The organism is Bradyrhizobium sp. URHA0013 (assembly GCF_000518345.1).
Classification (GTDB): Bacteria; Pseudomonadota; Alphaproteobacteria; order Rhizobiales; family Xanthobacteraceae; genus Bradyrhizobium.
The window spans coordinates 1,191,411-1,209,392 of sequence record NZ_KI912426.1; the positions used below are offsets into that span (position 1 = coordinate 1,191,411).

The 17,982-nt window shown below is 64.5% G+C and carries 18 protein-coding genes; 11 read left to right on the forward strand and 7 right to left on the reverse strand.

Features of this window, described 5'->3' with window-relative positions:
* The first annotated feature begins 18 nt into the window (after positions 1-18).
* On the forward strand, positions 19-603 hold the full coding sequence (locus N551_RS0126105; protein ID WP_027517271.1) for a TIGR00645 family protein: 585 nt from the start codon (positions 19-21) through the stop codon (positions 601-603).
* A 37-nt stretch (positions 604-640) separates the two neighbouring features.
* Here the strand turns inward: N551_RS0126105 and N551_RS0126110 are convergent, their stop codons facing one another.
* Positions 641-1,588, reverse strand: a complete 948-nt coding sequence (locus N551_RS0126110) for a helix-turn-helix domain-containing protein (protein ID WP_027569425.1) — start codon at positions 1,586-1,588, stop codon at positions 641-643.
* Between the two features lie 95 nt (positions 1,589-1,683).
* Positions 1,684-2,622, reverse strand: coding sequence for a LysR family transcriptional regulator (locus tag N551_RS0126115; RefSeq protein ID WP_027569426.1), 939 nt, complete (start codon positions 2,620-2,622; stop codon positions 1,684-1,686).
* Positions 2,623-2,779: 157 nt separating this feature from the next.
* Between N551_RS0126115 and N551_RS0126120 the strand changes: the two genes are divergently transcribed.
* Positions 2,780-3,355, forward strand: coding sequence for a hypothetical protein (locus tag N551_RS0126120; RefSeq protein WP_027569427.1), 576 nt, complete (start codon positions 2,780-2,782; stop codon positions 3,353-3,355).
* A 33-nt stretch (positions 3,356-3,388) separates the two neighbouring features.
* Here N551_RS0126120 and N551_RS0126125 read toward each other — a convergent pair whose 3' ends face one another.
* Positions 3,389-4,471 carry a substrate-binding domain-containing protein gene (locus N551_RS0126125; RefSeq protein WP_027569428.1) on the reverse strand — a complete coding sequence of 361 codons (1,083 nt, stop codon included), beginning with the start codon at positions 4,469-4,471 and terminating at the stop codon, positions 3,389-3,391.
* A 113-nt stretch (positions 4,472-4,584) separates the two neighbouring features.
* Between N551_RS0126125 and N551_RS0126130 the strand changes: the two genes are divergently transcribed.
* Together N551_RS0126130 and N551_RS0126135 are read left to right on the forward strand one after the other, a co-directional pair.
* Complete coding sequence (locus N551_RS0126130) at positions 4,585-6,069, forward strand: aldehyde dehydrogenase family protein (protein WP_027569429.1); 1,485 nt, start codon at positions 4,585-4,587, stop codon at positions 6,067-6,069.
* Positions 6,070-6,257: 188 nt separating this feature from the next.
* Positions 6,258-6,521: a hypothetical protein gene (locus tag N551_RS0126135; protein WP_027517277.1), complete on the forward strand. Its 264-nt coding sequence runs from the start codon at positions 6,258-6,260 to the stop codon at positions 6,519-6,521.
* A gap of 7 nt (positions 6,522-6,528) precedes the next feature.
* Here the strand turns inward: N551_RS0126135 and N551_RS0126140 are convergent, their stop codons facing one another.
* A complete protein-coding gene (locus tag N551_RS0126140; RefSeq protein ID WP_027569430.1) occupies positions 6,529-7,425 on the reverse strand; it encodes an alpha/beta fold hydrolase in 897 nt (298 codons plus the stop codon).
* A gap of 181 nt (positions 7,426-7,606) precedes the next feature.
* On the opposite strand from N551_RS0126140, the gene N551_RS0126145 reads away from it, so the two are divergent.
* The 3 genes from N551_RS0126145 to N551_RS0126155 all read left to right on the forward strand — a co-directional run bounded on the left by N551_RS0126145 (position 7,607) and on the right by N551_RS0126155 (position 11,202).
* On the forward strand, positions 7,607-8,995 hold the full coding sequence (locus N551_RS0126145) for a class II 3-deoxy-7-phosphoheptulonate synthase (protein WP_027569431.1): 1,389 nt from the start codon (positions 7,607-7,609) through the stop codon (positions 8,993-8,995).
* Between the two features lie 4 nt (positions 8,996-8,999).
* Positions 9,000-9,353, forward strand: coding sequence for a diacylglycerol kinase (locus N551_RS0126150; protein WP_027569432.1), 354 nt, complete (start codon positions 9,000-9,002; stop codon positions 9,351-9,353).
* A 91-nt stretch (positions 9,354-9,444) separates the two neighbouring features.
* Positions 9,445-11,202 carry an NAD+ synthase gene (locus tag N551_RS0126155; protein ID WP_027569433.1) on the forward strand — a complete coding sequence of 586 codons (1,758 nt, stop codon included), beginning with the start codon at positions 9,445-9,447 and terminating at the stop codon, positions 11,200-11,202.
* A 161-nt stretch (positions 11,203-11,363) separates the two neighbouring features.
* On the opposite strand, the gene N551_RS0126160 is transcribed toward N551_RS0126155, so the two are convergent.
* Both N551_RS0126160 and N551_RS0126165 read right to left on the reverse strand, forming a co-directional pair.
* Positions 11,364-12,548 (reverse strand): DUF2865 domain-containing protein, encoded by a 1,185-nt coding sequence (locus tag N551_RS0126160; RefSeq protein WP_027569434.1) that lies wholly within the window; start codon positions 12,546-12,548, stop codon positions 11,364-11,366.
* A 130-nt stretch (positions 12,549-12,678) separates the two neighbouring features.
* On the reverse strand, positions 12,679-12,984 hold the full coding sequence (locus N551_RS0126165; protein ID WP_007592521.1) for a hypothetical protein: 306 nt from the start codon (positions 12,982-12,984) through the stop codon (positions 12,679-12,681).
* Positions 12,985-13,277: 293 nt separating this feature from the next.
* Between N551_RS0126165 and cysS the strand changes: the two genes are divergently transcribed.
* From cysS to N551_RS0126190, 4 genes are all read left to right on the forward strand, one after another.
* Complete coding sequence (gene cysS / locus N551_RS0126170) at positions 13,278-14,660, forward strand: cysteine--tRNA ligase (RefSeq protein WP_027569435.1); 1,383 nt, start codon at positions 13,278-13,280, stop codon at positions 14,658-14,660.
* Between the two features lie 115 nt (positions 14,661-14,775).
* Positions 14,776-15,285, forward strand: coding sequence for a GNAT family N-acetyltransferase (locus N551_RS0126180; protein WP_027569436.1), 510 nt, complete (start codon positions 14,776-14,778; stop codon positions 15,283-15,285).
* A complete protein-coding gene (cimA, locus tag N551_RS0126185) occupies positions 15,282-16,880 on the forward strand; it encodes a citramalate synthase (RefSeq protein ID WP_027569437.1) in 1,599 nt (532 codons plus the stop codon). The genes N551_RS0126180 and cimA overlap by 4 nt, the downstream gene beginning before the upstream one ends.
* Before the next feature lie 50 nt (positions 16,881-16,930).
* A complete protein-coding gene (locus N551_RS0126190; RefSeq protein ID WP_027569438.1) occupies positions 16,931-17,308 on the forward strand; it encodes a VOC family protein in 378 nt (125 codons plus the stop codon).
* On the opposite strand, the gene N551_RS0126195 is transcribed toward N551_RS0126190, so the two are convergent.
* Complete coding sequence (locus N551_RS0126195; RefSeq protein WP_018459347.1) at positions 17,305-17,910, reverse strand: TIGR00730 family Rossman fold protein; 606 nt, start codon at positions 17,908-17,910, stop codon at positions 17,305-17,307. The genes N551_RS0126190 and N551_RS0126195 overlap by 4 nt on opposite strands.
* Between the last annotated feature and the right edge of the window lie 72 nt (positions 17,911-17,982).

The following is a 17,982-nucleotide window of genomic DNA, read 5'->3' on the forward strand; positions in this document are numbered from 1 at the left end:
CATCATCCGGAGTGATCAATGACGTCCGAACCCAAAGCACCTTCGGCGGTTTCCGTGCCGGCGCCGCAAATCGGCGCGTTTGCCCAACTCATCTTTGGCTCGCGCTGGCTGCAGGTCCCGCTTTATGTCGGCCTGATCGTCGCGCAGGCCGTCTATGTGCTGCTGTTTCTGAAGGAGCTCTGGCATCTGGTCGTCCACTCGTTCGACGCCAGCGAGCAGCAGATCATGCTGGTCGTGCTCGGGCTGATCGACGTCGTGATGATCTCGAACCTGCTGGTGATGGTGATCGTCGGCGGTTACGAGACCTTCGTCTCGCGCCTGAACCTCAGCGGTCATCCGGACGAGCCCGAATGGCTCAGCCACGTCAACGCCAGCGTGCTCAAGATCAAGCTTGCGATGGCGATCATCGGCATCTCCTCGATCTCTCTGCTCAGGACCTTCATCGAGGCAGGTAATCTCGGCACGACGCGGAGTAATTTCACCGAGAGCGGCGTGATGTGGCAGGTGCTGATCCACTTGACCTTCATCATCTCCGCGATCGGCATCGCCTGGGTCGACCGCCTCGGCGATAGCGGCCAGCGCAAGGGAGCCGGTCACGGCTGAGCGTGACACACGGCCGCTCAAAGACCGAAGGCTGCGCTCAGGGACGTCGGCTCCGCGCCAGCGTCTCGGAGGGCGTCTCGCCGAACGCCAATCTGTAGCCGCGCGAGAACTCACCAAGATGCCAGAAGCCGTTGCCGAGCGCTGCGGCCTTGACGCTCATGCCGCCGCCTCCGACCATGAGCTGGATGCGGGCGGACCACAGCCGCTTGAGGCGCAGATAATGGTGCAGGCTCACGCCGTGCACTGCGTGCGCGGCCGTCTGGAGCGTACGCACCGATACGCCGAGCGCAGAGGCGAGGTCGTCACTGTAGAGTGCCCTGCTGCCGGACCACATGACCATTTCGTCGAGGCGCGCGATCAGCTTGCGGTGCTTGGCGAACGATCCGCGTCGCGCGGTTAGCGCGCCTGCCGGCGCGAGCGCATCGTCGAGGCAGGCGAGCAGCGTCTCCTGGATGGGTCGGTTGAGCGCCTCGAATTGCCGGGGATCGTTGCACGCCGAGGCGAGCGAGAACATCTCCAGGATAGCGGTACGCAGGCGCGCCATCGGATGGTCCTGCGCGCGAACATATGCGAGGCCCGTGTCGAAATCCGTCCAGCCGCGATGACGCATGTCCGAGTTGAAGCGCAGCATCAGGTAAGTGTTGGGATGATGCTCGATCGCATCTACGGGCGCTTTGCCGCGCATCATGGCAATCGTGGAATTGTCGACCTCGCGGCCGTTGGAGGTGGAGTGAAACGCGAGGGGGACAACGAGGCCGACACCATTGTCCGTGCCGATCTCGGCCTCAAACCGCCGTGCAAAGGAGCGCTGGAGCACGAACAGCCCATCCTGGAGCGGCAGGATGGCGCGAGACAGCGAGAATTCGCGCGGGCGGAGCGGCGTGCTGATGCCGAGGCCGAGCACCTCGTTGGCGCGAAACTCGGCGAAATCCGAGAAGCGCTCGATGCCGAGGATTCGCGAAGGCTTCAGCCGACATAGCGGCATCTCGGAATCCTGGCATGAGGGATGAGCCGCAAAATACAAACGGTATCAGATGGTCGACCATCGGCCCTATCCCGGAAGACTACTGCGACGCTTCATCACGCAACCTGCGGATAGGCCGCGTTTTCCCGCCGCTCGCGCTCGCCCAATTCGCGCACCAGCTCCTGGAGGAAGGATTCCGTGTGGGCGGGCAGGGTGCGCTCGGCGCGAACGTAGATGCCGAGATCTGACCACACCGGACTGCCGGCGTTGTCGAGCGGCAGGAAGACGAGCCGGCTGTCGCGCGACAGTCGGTCGATGCCGAGCTGGGTCTGGAAGGCGACGCCGACGCCGCGCGCGGCGAGCTCGCGCATCAGGTCGATCGAATTGGCCTGGATGGCAGGCTCCGGCGTCTCGGACAGCTGCGCGATCAGCGGCTGGAGCAGATGGTAGATCGATAGCTCCGGCAGCGCGTGGATGACTGGAAAGGCGAGACATTGGGTCAGCGTGACCGTCTTGCCGCGCGCCAGGGGATGATCGCACGCCACGACCGCGCCGAGGCGAAACCGCTTCAAGGCGACCTGGCGCAGATCCGGCGGATGGCGAAGCGCCATGGCGATACCGATGTCGGCCTCGCCGCGGCTCAGGGCCTCCAGCACATCCGACGATCCCTTCACCTCGGTGGTGAAGCTGACGCGCCGGGCGCGGCCGCGATGGGCGGCTATCAGGTCCGGCAGCACCGACTCCGTGAGCGACTCGATGCAGGCAATGCTGACAGTGCCGTGCCACGTCCCGGACAGGGACGCGACGTCGGAGCGGAAGCGGTCGAGGTCCTGGAGCACGTTCATGACGTGCCGGGCCAACATCTCGCCGACCGTCGTCAGCGTCAGGCCGCGCGCATTGCGCTCGAACAACGGTGACCCAACCTCTTGTTCAAGCTTGAGAATCTGGCGGCTTACGGCCGACGAGGCAACGTTCAGCAGGCGCGCTGCGGCCCGGATCGAACCGGTGCGGCGAACGGCGTGGAAGTACTGGATGGCCGGTGAGTGAAAGCGCATGGGACCCCCGGCTGGACTATAGCTGTTGCTGAAACGGCATCAACATGTGCGAAATTCTGTGCTTTTCGAGCGCGCTCCTCCCACCTAGGTTCGCCGCCGGATTGCCGGTCCCGCCAGACCGTCATGCCATGCGCAACGAGGCGCCAGGGGATTCGGGGTGGACGAGAACATTGTTTGCGAGGTCGCGCCGGACACGCGCCTGGTCGATCGCCGTCGCGCGGCCGCCTATGTCGGCGTGACCGCCGGACGCTTCGAGCAACTGGTGCGCGACAGCGTCGTGCCACCGCCTGTTATGGTGGACAACAAGCGGCGCTGGCCGCTCGCGTTGCTCGACGTTGCGAAGGACGCGGTTGTCACCAGCAGTATGCCGAGCCTGCCGCAGGTGATGGTTGAGATTGCGCAGGACGCGCGTCTCTGCGAACGGGCCCCGGCACCGGCCTCGCACGAACTGCCGGACCAGGCCTGGTTCGAGCAGCGCGCGCGGTTCGTTCAACGCGTGCGCCGCTCACTGCTGTCGGGTAACGAGGTCCGTCTCTTGCGCGAGTTCAAGCTGCTCAGGCAGAACCAGATCAGCATGTTCGGCTATTACGGCAGCTTCGAAGCCCTGATGGTGCGCGGCTACATCGTCGAGCTCGCGCGAAAGCCGCCGTCGAGCCGTCCGCTGGTGACGTACCGGCTGACCGCGCAGGGCGAGCGGGTCCTGTCGGCGCTGAAGGACGAGCCGGCGATCTGACCGGCGCGGACAAGGTGACGGCATCCTTCGGCATCATCGCACGGCGTGCATCTCCAGAAACGCCTTCACGCCGGTGACGGTGCCCGTGTCCGACGGCACATAGCCGGGTAGTGTCGCGACGGCCGCGCGAAAATCGGCGCTGCGGATGATCTCCAGGATGCGCTGCATCGGCTCGGTGTCCAGGAACGCGCGCTTGCAGACGAAGAAATAATCCTCGGTCAGGAGCCGGATGAAATCGAGGCCGAAATGCCGGGCCGCGGCTTCGACGCCGAAACTCGCGTCAGCCATGCCGCTCGCGACATAGGCTGCGACCGCGGCGTGGGTGAATTCGATCTGCTGCGCGCCGTTGATGCGGCTCTCGTCGATGCCGTTTGCCGCAAGCAGTTGGTCGAACAGAAGCCGCGTGCCGGAATCGTGATCGCGGTTGACGAAGCGGACTTTGGGTCCGGTGAGATCATCAAGCGAAGCGATGCGCAGCGGATTGCCGCGCGCGACCATCAATCCCATTTCGCGTGTGACGAAGCTGATGATGCGATCCTCGCGCGGATCGAGCCATTCGCGCGCAGCCTTGATGCCCTGGGCGCGCAGCGCGCCGTGCGGCAGATGCAGGCCGGAGAGATCGCAGGCGCCCTGCGCCAGCGAGACCAGCGAATGCTGGTTGCTGACATAGCGCAGATCGACGCCGATGCCGGGCTCGCGGTCGAGGAATTCGCGCAGTTTTGCGACCGCAAAGCCGTGGCTGGCATGCACGCGGATCACCGACGGGCGCTGCTCGAGGAATGGCTTGATCTCGCTTGCCAACTCCTGCGCCAAATTTTCAAGCTGAGGTCCGAGCCGGGCCTGCATGCGCTCGCCCGCCCACACCAGCCGCTCGCCGAACGGTGTGAGCTTTGAGCCTTTGCCGCGCTGGGTCTCGACCAGCGGCGTGCCGAAGAACTCCGACCATTGCTCGATCAGATTCCAGACATGGCGATAGGAGAGATGCGCGTCCTTGGCCGCGCTGGTGATCTTCCCGGTTCTCCTGATCTCGTTGAGGACGCCGAGCATGATGATGGCGGTGCGCGGATTCCCCTCGCGGCGAAACCGCCAGACGGCCTCGATCTCGATCTGAAGCATCGGCCTTCCTTATGAACTGCACTTCATATGATGGTGGTCCATTTGCAATCCATATCATATTTACTCCCGCCCCTAGGCGCCTAGTCTGGTATACCAGAACTGGAGAAAATATGATGTCTGTTGCATATGACTTTGTACATTCGCCTGCGAGCGAGTTCATGTCCCGCCCACAGCATCTGCTGATCGACGGCCGCCGCGTCCCCGCCAGCTCCGGTCGCACCTTCAAGTCGCTCAATCCGGCCACCGGGCAGGTCATCGCCGTCGTCGCCGAAGGCAACGAGGCCGATGTGGAGCATGCGGTCGCCGCCGCGCGCCGCGCTTTCGAAGGTCCCTGGCGCACGATGCGGGCGTCCGAACGCGGCCAGATCCTGCTGCGCTGGGCAGACCTGCTCAAGGTCCACGCCGAGGAGATCATCGAGCTCGAGTCGATCGACGCCGGCAAGCCGATCTCCGCGACATCGCGGCAGGATTTTCCGGCCGCCGTCGACACGCTGATCTACTACGCCGGTTGGGCCGACAAGATCAGCGGCGACGTCGTGCCCGTGCGCGATGATGCCCTGACTTACACCGTGCGCGAGCCGGTCGGCGTGGTCGCGGCGATCGTGCCCTGGAATTTCCCGCTGATGATCGGGATGTGGAAGCTCGCGCCGGCGCTGGCCTGCGGCTGCACCATCGTGATGAAGCCGGCCGAGCTGACCTCGTTGTCGGCGCTACGCATCGCCGAGCTCGCGCTCGAAGCCGGCCTGCCGGCGGGCGTCTTCAACGTCGTCACTGGCCCCGGCCGGGTCGTCGGCGACGCGCTGGTCAATCACCCTGATGTGGACAAGGTCACCTTCACCGGCTCTCCCGGTGTGGGGCGGGGAATCATGAAGGCCGCCGCAAGCAACTTCAAGCGCATCTCGCTCGAGCTGGGAGGCAAGTCGGCCAACGTCATTTTCGACGATGCCGATCTCGAAGCCGCATCGAAAGCTGCGGCTTCCGGCATCTTCTTCAACGCCGGCCAGGTCTGCTCGGCCGGCTCCCGGGTGCTCGTGCAGGAGAAGGCCTATGACGAGGTCGTCGAGCGACTGGCGGCGCGCGCGAAGTCGCTGAGGATCGGCGACCCGCTCGACCGCAAGACGACGCTCGGCCCGGTCATATCCGAGAAGCAGATGAAGTCGGTCCTCGATTATGTCGATATCGGCCGGAAGGAGGGCGCGACCCTCGTCACCGGAGGCGAGAAGATCGGCGACCGCGGCTACTTCATCAGCCCCGCGGTGTTCGCGAATGTCGCCCACGAGATGCGGATCTCGCAGGAGGAGATCTTCGGGCCCGTCGTCAGCGTCATCAAGTTCAGGGACGAGGCCGACGCTTTGCGGATTGCCAACGGCACGGCCTACAGCCTCGCCGCCGGGGTCTGGAGCCGCGACATCGGCAAGCTGCAGCGCTTCGCCAAGCGGGCGCGCGCGGGCACGGTCTGGATGAACACCTATGGCTATACCGACGTGCGGCTGCCCTGGGGCGGCGAGCGCGACTCCGGCCTCGGCCGCGAGCATGGCACCGCCGCGCTCGACAATTTCACCGAGCCCAAGGCTGTCTGGATGAATCTGGCCGTCTGATACCTCCCGAACGGCCAAGCCTGGAGCCCGCCTGCCCCCCACGTGCAGGCGGGCTCTTTTTTCGAGATCGATATAATTGTCTGCATTCCGCTCAGCGGCGGCAAACCCTGCGGACAAGAACTGTGCGGCCTTAAACTCCGGCTTTGGAACCGGCGTGCATCCTGCCTGCAACAGGGTGGGGCATCAGCATGTCAGTTCTCAGGGAGGTCGTCGTCGCGGTCGCGGGAGTCTATGCGCTCCTGTTCGCGTGCGACGCAGTGTTCGGGGTCGGCGAGGCACGCTTCGACGACGCCTATTACAGCGCCAGCTTCTACGCGCCGCGGCCAAAGGAGTTTCGTTTCGCCGGCGATACGCCGCCAGCCGTCCGCGTCAGCGAGGCGTTTGCGCAATTCGCGCCGGGCGAAGCCAAGCCGAACAAGCGCTACTCGTCGCTGACCACGATCCTCCGGTAAGCGCCGTCTACTCTCCCTGGATCCATTCCGCGACGCCGCGCCACAATGTGTCGCGGTGGTCGGGGCGGAAGAAGCCGAAATGGCCGATCGCCTTGGCGCCGACGTCGGACGGCTTCACGTTGAGCACCTCCGGCTTGATCGCGGTGAATCCGCTCGCAAGCAGCTCGACCGCGGGCCGCGTCGCCCAGGGATCGTCGGAAAAGCAGAGGGTGCGCAACTCGCCCTTGAACCCGGCGAAATTCTCCAGCTCAGGCAGCCTTGAATCGAAGAGATAGCGGGGGCTCGAGACCCACTCGGCCCATTGCAGGAAGACGCCCTTGGGCAAATCCTCACCGATGCCGGCCCAGCCCGGCGCGTAACCGAGCGCGTGCACGAGCGGCACACCGACAAAATTCATGAAGGCAAAGACGCGGTATTTTTCCGGCGACGTCATCAGCCGCCAGGTCGCGGCCTGCGAGGCCACGAACGCGGCGCGCGAAATCTCCGTGTTGTTCGCGATTAGCCCGAGGGCCTGGCCGCCAAAGGAGTGGCCGATATAGGCGAGCGGGAGAGTGTTGTACCGCTCGCGCATCCAGTGCACTGCGGCGGTAACGTCGAGCGCGGCCCAGTCCGACATCGAGGCCTTGAAGCCGACCAGCGATTTCGGCTGGTTGTAGCCAACCATCGCCGGCAGCCGGGAGTCGCCGATGCCGCGATAGTCGTAGGTCAGGACCGCGCAGCCGCGATGGGCGAGATAGGAGGCAAAGCCGCGATAGATTTTTCGCGGGACGGCCGTCGCCGAATTGACCAACACGGCATGACGTTTGGTGCCGCGCGGCAAGAATAGCGTACCGCTCAGCGCATACCCGTCGGTCGCCGGGAAGCTGATCTCGTCGATGAAAACGTCGTCCAGTGCCACGTCCATGGGCCGAAGGTATCTTGCCAGTTTCCAAGCCGTTTCCCAGCAAATGCGAATTTGGCTTTCCCCGCAAGGCTTTGCAATGCCAGATGGATTTACAACTGGCGGCCGGTGGCCAGCCTGTGTATAAGGCGACCCTCGCAACCCACAGATCAGGTTGTGCTTTTTGCTTCACGGAGAGATTGCGATGTCCGAGCGGTGGACGCCCGAGTCCTGGCGCAGCAAGCCGGTGCTACAGGTGCCCGATTATCCCGACGCCAAGGCCCTGGCCGACGTCGAGGCGCAGCTTGCGACCTTTCCGCCGCTGGTGTTCGCGGGCGAGGCGCGCAATCTGAAAAAGGCGCTGGCGCGGGTCGCGGCCGGTGAGGCCTTCCTGCTGCAGGGCGGCGACTGCGCCGAGAGCTTTGCCGAGCACGGCGCCAACAACATCCGAGACTTCTTTCGCGTGCTGCTCCAGATGGCGGTGGTGCTGACCTATGCCGGCGCCGTCCCGGTGGTGAAGGTCGGGCGCGTCGCCGGCCAGTTCGCAAAACCTCGGTCCTCGCCGATGGAGAAGATCGACGATGTCGAGCTGCCGAGCTATCGCGGCGACATCGTCAACGACATCGCCTTCACCAAGCAAGCGCGCGTCCCTGATCCGCAGCGCCAGCTGATGGCCTATCGCCAGTCGGCCGCGACGCTGAACCTGCTGCGTGCGTTCGCGACCGGCGGTTACGCCAATCTCGGCAGCGTGCATCAGTGGATGCTCGGCTTCCTCAAGGATAGTCCGCAGTCCCGTCGCTACAAGGAATTGGCCGACCGCATCTCCGATGCGCTCAATTTCATGCGTGCCTGCGGCCTAGATCTCGAGGCCCACCCAGAGCTGCGCGCCACCGATTTCTACACCAGCCACGAGGCCCTGCTGCTCGGCTACGAGCAGGCCATGACCCGCGTCGATTCCACCACCGGCGACTGGTACGCGACCTCGGGTCACATGATCTGGATCGGCGACCGCACCCGCCAGCTCGACCACGGCCATATCGAATATTTCCGCGGCATCAAGAATCCAATCGGGCTCAAATGCGGACCGTCGCTCAAGCCCGACGAACTGCTGAAGCTGATCGAGGTGCTCAATCCCGACAACGAACCGGGCCGGCTGACGCTGATCGGCCGCTTCGGCTCCGACAAGATCGGCGAGCACCTGCCGAACATGATCCGCGCCGTAAAGCGCGAGGGCAAAGTGGTGGTCTGGTCGTGCGACCCCATGCACGGCAACACCATCACCTCGACGTCAGGTTACAAGACGCGGCCCTTCGACCGCATCCTGTCGGAGGTGAAGTCGTTCTTCGCGATTCACGCCGCGGAAGGCACCCATGCCGGCGGTGTGCATCTGGAGATGACCGGCCAGGACGTCACCGAGTGCCTCGGCGGCGCCCGCGCGATCACCGACGAGGATCTCAACGACCGCTATCACACGGTCTGTGATCCCCGGCTCAACGCCGAGCAATCCATCGACATGGCTTTCCTGGTCGCAGAACTGCTCAAGCAGGAACGCGCCGGCAAGGTCAGGCCGATGCCGGTCGCAGCGGGGCTCTGAGACCTTGCTGCGGATCTGGAAGGCCACGATCAATTCCCGTAACGGTCTGGCCTTTGCGTTCCGCTCGGAGCAGGCCGTCCGCGAGGAAATCGTTGCGCTCCTCTTGTCGCTGCCGCTTGCATGGTTGATCGGCGCGACCGCGATGCGCGCGGTCGAGCTGATCTGCGCGGTCGCGTTCGTGCTGGTGGTCGAGCTGCTCAATACGGCGATCGAGAAGCTTGCCGACCGGCTGACCATGGATCACGACAAGCAGATCGGACGGGTCAAGGACATGGGCTCGGCCGCGGTCGGTGTTGCGCTCCTGATGGCTGGCGCATTCTGGATCATCGCCATCATCGAGCGATTGGGATTCCTCTAGAGCGCGTCTCGCGCTTTAAACTGTTTTTTGAGCATGATCTTTTCGGAAAACCGCTTCACACTTTCCCGGATCATGCTCTGATCGGAGCGCCATGACCGAACGTCTCAACGCATTCGCGGTCACGCTCGCCCAGCTCAATCCGACCATGGGCGACATCGACGGCAATGCCGCGAAAGCGCGCGCGGCGCGCGTGCGGGCAGCCGCCGACGGCGCCGATCTCGTGCTGTTTCCGGAATTGTTCATCGCCGGCTATCCGCCGGAAGATCTGGTGCAGAAGCCTGCTTTTCAGGCGGCCTGCCGCGCTGCGATCGAAGCGCTGGCGCGCGAGACCGCCGATGGCGGGCCGGCCATGCTGATCGGCACGCCTTGGGTCGAGGAGGGCAGGCTCTACAATGCCTGCGCGCTGCTCGATGGCGGTCGTATCGCTGGCCTGCGCTTCAAATGCAATCTGCCGAACTACGGCGTGTTCGACGAGAAGCGGCTGTTTTCGCGTGGCCCCGCGGCCGGCCCCGTCACCGTGCGCGGCGTGCGCGTCGGTGTGCCGATCTGCGAGGACATCTGGCTGGAGGAGTCCGAGGATTACGAGAACGTGGTCGAGACGCTGGCCGAGACCGGCGCCGAGATCATCCTTGTGCCGAACGGATCTCCTTATGCCCGCAACAAGGCCGACGTGCGTTTGTCGGTCGCGGTCGCGCGCGTCACCGAGAGCGGCCTGCCGCTGGTCTATCTCAACCAGGTTTGCGGCCAGGACGAACTGGTGTTCGACGGCGCCTCCTTCGCACTCAACGGCGACCTTTCCCTTGCAGCGCAATTGCCGGCGTTCGCGGAGAGCGTCACCACACTGCGGTTCACACGAAGCGGCGACGATTGGCGCTGCACCGGTCCGATCGCCGCGCAGCCCGAGGGCGACCACGCCGACTACGCGGCCTGCGTGCTGGGTCTGCGCGACTACGTCGCCAAGAATGGCTTTCCTGGTGTGCTGCTCGGGATTTCCGGCGGCATTGACTCCGCGCTGTGCGCCGCGATCGCGGTCGACGCGCTGGGTGCGGATCAAGTGCATGGCGTGATGCTGCCTTATCACTACACTGCGGCAAGCTCGATTGCCGACGCCGGCGAGCTCGCCGGCCATCTGGGCATCCGCTACGAGGTGCTGCCGATCGCGGAAGCGGTGAACGGGTTCGAGACCATCCTGTCCGGCGTCTTCAAGAATCTGCCGCCCGATGTCACTGAGGAAAATCTCCAGGCCCGGACTCGCGGCACGCTGCTGATGGCGATCTCCAACAAGACCGGCCTGATGGTGGTGACGACAGGCAACAAGTCGGAGATGTCGGTCGGCTACGCCACGCTTTACGGCGACATGAACGGCGGCTTCAACCCGATCAAGGACATCTACAAGACGCAGGTGTTTCGGCTGGCAAGCTTGCGCAATTCGTGGAAGCCCGACGGGGCGCTGGGGCCGGAAGGCGAGGTGATCCCGCCCGACATCATCACGCGTCCACCGACCGCGGAGCTGCGCGAGAACCAGACCGACCAGGATTCGTTGCCGGCTTACGACGTGCTCGATGCCATCCTGGAGCGTCTGATCGAGCGCGAGGAGCCGCTCGACACGATCATCGCCGCCGGCTTCGACCGCGAGACGGTGACCCGCATCGACCATCTCCTTAACGTCGCCGAATACAAGCGGCGCCAGGCCGCGCCCGGCGTCAAGGTGACGGCCAGGAATTTCGGCCGCGACCGCCGCTATCCCATCACCAACCGCTTTGGCGATAAAGGCGAGCAGCTCGCCGCCCCGGACGAGACGCTGGTGTCGCGTGGGAGCAAAGCCTCGATCGACGCATTCGAGGGGTGAGGCTGGCCGAAGGTCGTGGGATGGACGGTTCGTCACGTACGACGCTGTCATCATCCGCGAAGGCGGATGATCCAGTACGCCGCGGCGGACGTTGTCGAAACCCAAGTGATGACACGGAGTACTGGATGCCCCGCCTTCGCGGGGCATGACAGTTGTGCCGCCTACTTCTGCTGTTGCGGCAGGAAGCTCGGCCCGACCGATCGGATGGGCTTGTTCTCGGACGATGTCGTCGCGGCGCCGGTATCGGCAGGCGGAGTCGCGACAGGTGCAGTCGCTGTGGTCGGCGTCGCACCCTTTTTGCCATTGGCGGCCGGCGTGCCCTTGTTGAGCTGCCGCTGCTGCATTTTCTTGGCGCTCTCCTCGGTGACGATGATGTCACCCTGCTGCTCGGCCGATGCCTTGTCGTCTGCCGATTTGAGCGCGTCCGCCCAGGTCTGGCCCGCGGCCTTGCAGGAGCAGGACGGGTTGAACTCGCTGCGGAATTTGAACGCGGTCGGCAGCGCTGTGTAGGGCTGGCCGCTGGTGGAGACCGCGGAGTTCATGTCCTCGCCGGGATTGCGATGGGTGTAGAGCACAGCCTCGGCGGCCGGGCACAGCGCCTTGCAGGTCTTCTCGTCGTCCGGGAAGCGCGCCGGCACGGTCGCAAACGAGACCGGGAAATAAGCACCGTCGCAGGTGCGCACGCACACGGTGCGATAGGTGCCTGATTGCGGGCCGAGATCGGACGGCGGCACGCTTTGCGGATTGTTGGGGTTGTTGCCGCCGAACAGATTGCTCAGGAAGTTGCCGCCGCCTTGCGACTGCGCGGCGTTGGCATACTGCGGGCCGCAATTGTTCTGCGCCAGCGCTGCCAGCACCGAGCGGCGCTGGTTGTCACGCTCGGGACTGAAGCCGCCGGCGCCGCCGCGCAGGCGTTCGAGATTGCCGGTGATCTGGTCCAGATTGGCGCGCATCTGCTGGATCTGGGTGTTGACCGGACCGCATTGCGCCGACTGGCCGCTGAACAGCGAGAAGAAGCCGGAGGAATCGCAGCCCATGCGCTTGGCCTGCATGGTGACGCGGTCGAGCTCGGCCTGCTGTTTGGTCTGGGACTCCTGATAGCGGCGGATCTGGTCTTCGCGTGCGGGATCACCGCCGCCGCCACGATCGAGCCCGGCGAGCTGGCCTTCCAGGCGCGCGCACATCGGGTTGGGTCCGAGACCGTTCTGGCCGGGCTGAGGCGGCGGTCCCGGCGGGCCGGCCTGTGCGAACGCGTTATTGGCGAGCGCGACCGTGCTCAAGAGCACGGCGCAGGCAAGAATCGAGCGAGCACGGGAGAGAGACAAAAATTCAGGCATATCCGCCATTCTAGCGAGGTCACGGCCACGCGTGATGTGGGGGGCCGAAGCGCGCCCTCCCATAGCCGCTTCCTGCGGCATCGTCACGTCGTTTCAGAGGCCAGGGATTGGACCTAAGGTACGCCAGTTCCGAGCGAATTCAGCGCTGGCAGGTGATTGCGACATATTCATCGCAATGGCCATGGGAGCAGTTTGCGCCGGATTTGGGGACAGAGCCGGTAATTTCGTCGGGATCGACCCGGCGATAGGCCGAAGCCTGGGCGAAATCGCGTGACTGGCAGTAGGTGCGGGCGACCTGCGCGCCGCATTTGTCGCTTTTGGCCAGGCACTGATCGACGCCGTAGCCATCCGCCTGGTTGGGGATGATGAAGACGCGGGTCTCGGCGAGAGCACTGGAAACGACGAGGATGGAGGCGCAGGAAATGAGCGCGAGCAATGATCGCATGAAAACACCGGGGGCAAAAAAATAGAAACTGCCAGTTCCAGAATGGGCTCAAATGGTTAAGGATATGAACCATCTATGCGCGGCGGCTGCGCATTGCGGAGATAAAGCGGCATTTTCGCGGCTCTCTTGACGCGGGGCCGCCTCATAGCCCATATGTTCCGTCATGAACGGTCTCCTCGTCATTTGCGCCATTTGCCGCGAGATTACGAGCTAGCGATTCGCTGGCTGGAGCCGTCTTTTCTCAAAACCATTGAGAGCACTGGACGCCCGGCCAACAGCCGACGGGTATCCTTATGGAATTGCGCCTTTACGATACGCTGAGCCGGGAAAAGCGCACCTTCGTGCCGCTCGATGCCAAGAACGTCCGCATGTATGTCTGCGGACCGACCGTCTATGACTTCGCCCATATCGGCAATGCCCGGCCGGTGATCGTGTTCGACGTGCTGTTCCGGCTGCTGCGCCATCTCTATGGCGCGGCCCACGTCAAATATGTCCGCAACATCACCGACGTCGACGACAAGATCAACGACCGCGCCGCGCGTGATTTCCCCGGTCTGCCGCTGAACGAGGCGATCCGGAAAGTCACCGAGCAGACCGGCAAGCAGTTTCACGCCGACGTCGACGCACTCGGCGCGCTGCGGCCGAGCGTCGAGCCGCGTGCGACCGAGCATATCGGCGAGATGCGCGAGATCATCGAACGGCTGGTCGCCGGCGGTTTTGCCTATGCTGCCGAGGATCATGTGCTGTTCTCACCGCAGGCGATGAACGCGGCCGATTCCGGGCTGCCGCGCTATGGCGCCCTGTCCAATCGTTCGCTGGACGAGATGGTTGCCGGCGCCCGCGTCGATGTCGCGCCCTACAAGAAAGGCAACACCGACTTCGTGCTGTGGAAGCCGTCCAAGCCCGGCGAGCCGTCATGGCCGTCACCGGCCGGTATCGCCGCGCAGGGGCGCCCCGGCTGGCATGTCGAGTGCTCGGCCATGGCCTGGAAGCATCTCGGCGAGCACTTCGACATCCATGGCGGCGGCATCGATCTCGTGTTTCCGCATCACGAGAATGAGGTCGCGCAGACCTGCTGCGCCTTCCACCGGGAGCGCATGGCGAACTACTGGATGCACAACGGCTTCCTGCAGGTCGAGAGCGAGAAGATGTCGAAGTCGCTCGGCAACTTCGTCACGATTCACGAGCTGCTCGCGGACTGGCCGGGCGAAGTGCTGCGCCTGAATATGCTCAAGACGCATTACCGCTCGCCGATCGACTGGACGATGAAGTCGCTGGACGAGAGCGCCAGGACGCTCGACGACTGGTATCGGGTTGCGGCTGACGTCGCGCCCGGCAAGCCGGCCCCCTCAGTGGTCGAGCCGCTGCTCGACGACCTCAACACGCCGCTGGCGATCGCGGCGCTGCATGGCCTGCGTGGCAGCGACGTTGGTGCCCTCGCGGGTTCGTTGCGGCTGCTCGGCTTTCTCTCTGAGAGTGCCGCGCAGTGGGAAGGGCGCAAGCAGCAGGCGAGCGGCGTCGATGCCAAGGAAGTCGAGCGCCTGCTCTCGGAGCGGACGGCGGCGCGTGGGCGTAAGGACTTTGCGGAGTCCGATCGTATCCGCGATCTGCTTGCCGCGATGGGCGTTGCGATCAAGGACTCCAAGGAAGGCACGACGTGGGAGGTCGCGCGATGAAGCGGCCCGACACACCGTTTCCGCGGCACTGGTTCTATTACATCGCGCTGAAAATCTTGCTGCTCGGCGCTGCCGTGGCGCTGGCGCTGAAACTCTATGGGATGTGGTGAAGACGATGGCACAAGCACTCCCAAAGCCTGGTTTGCGGCCTTTCCTGCCGGAGGACGTGCCGGTTCTTGCCGCGATCTTCACGGCCAGCATCGAAGAGCTGACCGGCGATGACTATAGCGAAGCGCAGCAGCAGGCCTGGATGGCGGCGTCCGAGGACGAAGAATTCGGCAAGCGGCTCGCCTCCGACCTGACGCTGATCGCGACGCTGGAGGGATCACCGGTGGGCTTTGCCTCGCTGCGCGGCAAGGATCATGTCCGCATGCTCTATGTGCATCCAGCCGTGGCCGGGCAGGGCCTGGCGACGATGCTCGTCGATGCCTTGGAAAAGCTTGCAGGCGGCCGCGGCGCCGACAAGCTGACGGTCGATGCCAGCGACAACGCGCAGGGCTTTTTCGCCAAGCGCGGCTACGTCGCCATGCAGCGCAACAGCATCACCGTCAATGACGAGTGGCTGGCCAACACCACCATGCAGAAGACGCTCGGCAGCGGACCCGCGACGGGAGCGCTGCAATGAGCAAGGAGCGCCTCTATCTGTTCGACACCACGCTGCGCGACGGCGCGCAGACCAATGGCGTCGACTTCACGCTGACCGACAAGCAAATCATCGCCCAGATGCTCGATGAACTCGGCATCGACTATGTCGAGGGCGGCTATCCCGGCGCCAATCCGACCGACACCGAGTTCTTCGGCACCAAGCCGAAGTTTTCGCATGCGCGCTTCACTGCGTTCGGCATGACGCGCCGGGCGGGACGCTCGGTCTCCAACGATCCCGGCGTGGCCGGGCTGCTGGAAGCCAAAGCCGACGCGATCTGCTTCGTGGCGAAGTCGTCGGCCTATCAGGTGCGCGTTGCCTTGGAGACGACGAAGGAGGAGAACCTCGCCTCGATCCGCGACAGCGTCGCGGCGGCGAAGGCCGCCGGCCGCGAGGTGATGCTCGACTGCGAGCATTTCTTCGACGGTTACAAGGAAGACGCCGGTTTCGCGCTCGCCTGCGCGAAAGCTGCCTATGAAGCCGGCGCGCGCTGGGTGGTGCTGTGCGACACCAACGGCGGCACCATGCCCAACGAGGTCGAGGCGATCGTTGCCGAGGTGGCGAAGCACATCCCCGGCGATCATCTCGGCATCCACGCCCATAACGATACCGAACAGGCGGTGGCGAATTCGCTCGCGGCGGTGCGCGCCGGCGCGCGCCAGATCCAGGGCACGCTGAACGGCCTCGGCGAGCGCTGCGGCAACGCCAATCTCTGCTCGCTGATCCCGACCTTGAAGCTGAAGGCCGAGTTTGCCGACGCCTTCGAGGTCGGCGTCACGGCGGAGAAGCTCGCGACCCTGGTCAAGGTGTCGCGCACGCTCGACGACATGCTCAATCGCGTGCCGAACCGGCATGCGGCCTATGTCGGCGAGAGCGCCTTCGTCACCAAGACCGGCATCCATGCCTCCGCCGTGCTGAAGGATCCGCAGACCTACGAGCATGTCTTGCCGGAGCTGGTCGGCAATCACCGCAAGGTGCTGGTGTCCGATCAGGCCGGCCGCTCCAATGTTATTGCCGAGCTCGACCGCGCCGGCATCGCTTATGAGAAGAGCGATCCGAAGCTGTCGCGGCTGGTCGAGGAGTTGAAGGAGCGCGAGGCGCAAGGCTATGCCTATGAATCCGCCAACGCCTCGTTCGAGCTGCTGGCGCGGCGCACGCTCGGCAGGGTGCCGCATTATTTCGAGGTCGAGCAGTTCGACGTCAATGTCGAGCAGCGCTACAATTCGCACGGCGAGCGCGTCACCGTGGCGCTGGCGGTGGTCAAGGTCGACGTCGCCGGCGAGCATCTGATCTCGGCGGCCGAAGGCAACGGTCCCGTCAACGCACTCGACGTCGCTCTGCGCAAGGATCTCGGCAAGTACCAGAAATATATCGAAGGCCTGACGCTGATCGACTATCGCGTCCGTATCCTCAACGGCGGCACCGGCGCGGTCACGCGCGTCCTGATCGAGAGCGAGGACGAGAACGGCGACAGCTGGACTACGGTCGGGGTGTCCCCCAACATCATCGACGCCTCGTTCCAGGCGCTGATGGATTCGGTGATCTACAAGCTGGTGAAGTCGGGCGCGCCGGCATAGGGGACATGGCGCCAAGAACACAATGACGAGGAGAGAGGGGAGCGCGACCCATGATCGACCACATCTCCGTCGGCGTCAGCGACCTGCAGCGCTCGGCGACATTTTACGAAGCGGCGCTCGGGGCCCTCGGACTCGCGCGCGTCGTCACGCGACCGCGGACGATCGGCTTCGGCAAGGCCTATCCCGAATTCTGGATCAATCTGCGCGAGGGCATGCCGCACGTCACGTCGGAGAGCGGCGTGCATATCTGCCTGCGGGCCAGGACGACCGCCGAGGTCGATGCATTTCACGCCGCAGCGCTCTCCGCCGGCGGCGCGTCCGACGGCGCGCCGGGTATCCGCCCGCACGATCGCGTGCGCTATTACGCAGCCTTTGTCGTCGACCCCGATGGCAACCGGATCGAGGCGGTGACGTTTCCTGCGGACTAAAGCTTGCGCGCCATTTCCGGGGCGAGCTGCTTTTCCGCATCTTCGATCTGCGCTGCAGCCGATTTCAGCTTCGGCAAAATCTCTTCGATCCGATCGGCCTTGAGGATGTCGACCGAAAGCCCGGCGCGGATGAACTCGGTCTGACGCATGTGCGACAGCAGCGAGAACAGCGGCTCCCAGAAATTATCGATGTTGGCCAGCAGCACCGGCTTGGCATGACGTCCGAGCTGCTTCCAGGTCAATTGCTCGACCAGCTCTTCCAGCGTGCCGACGCCGCCCGGCAGCGCCACGAAGGCGTCGGAGCGTTCGAACATCAAGCGCTTGCGCTCGTGCATGTCGGGGGTGACGATCATCTCCTGCACGCGCGTCAGCGCGTTTTCGCGCATCCGCAGGAAGTCGGGGATGATGCCGGTGACGGTGCCGCCGTGATCGAGCACGGAGGTCGCCACCGAGCCCATCAGGCCGAGCGAGCCGCCGCCGTAAACGAGGCGGATGTTGTTCTCGGCGAGCGCCTTGCCGAACGCCTTGGCGCCTTCGGTGAAACGGGGATTGGTTCCTGGGCCGGAGCCGCAATAGACACAGACGGTTTTGATCGTGCTCATTGGTGCCATGATGCATTGCAGCGGAGAGGCGTCAAGCCCAATCGGTGATTCGGGACTTCCGGAAATCTACCG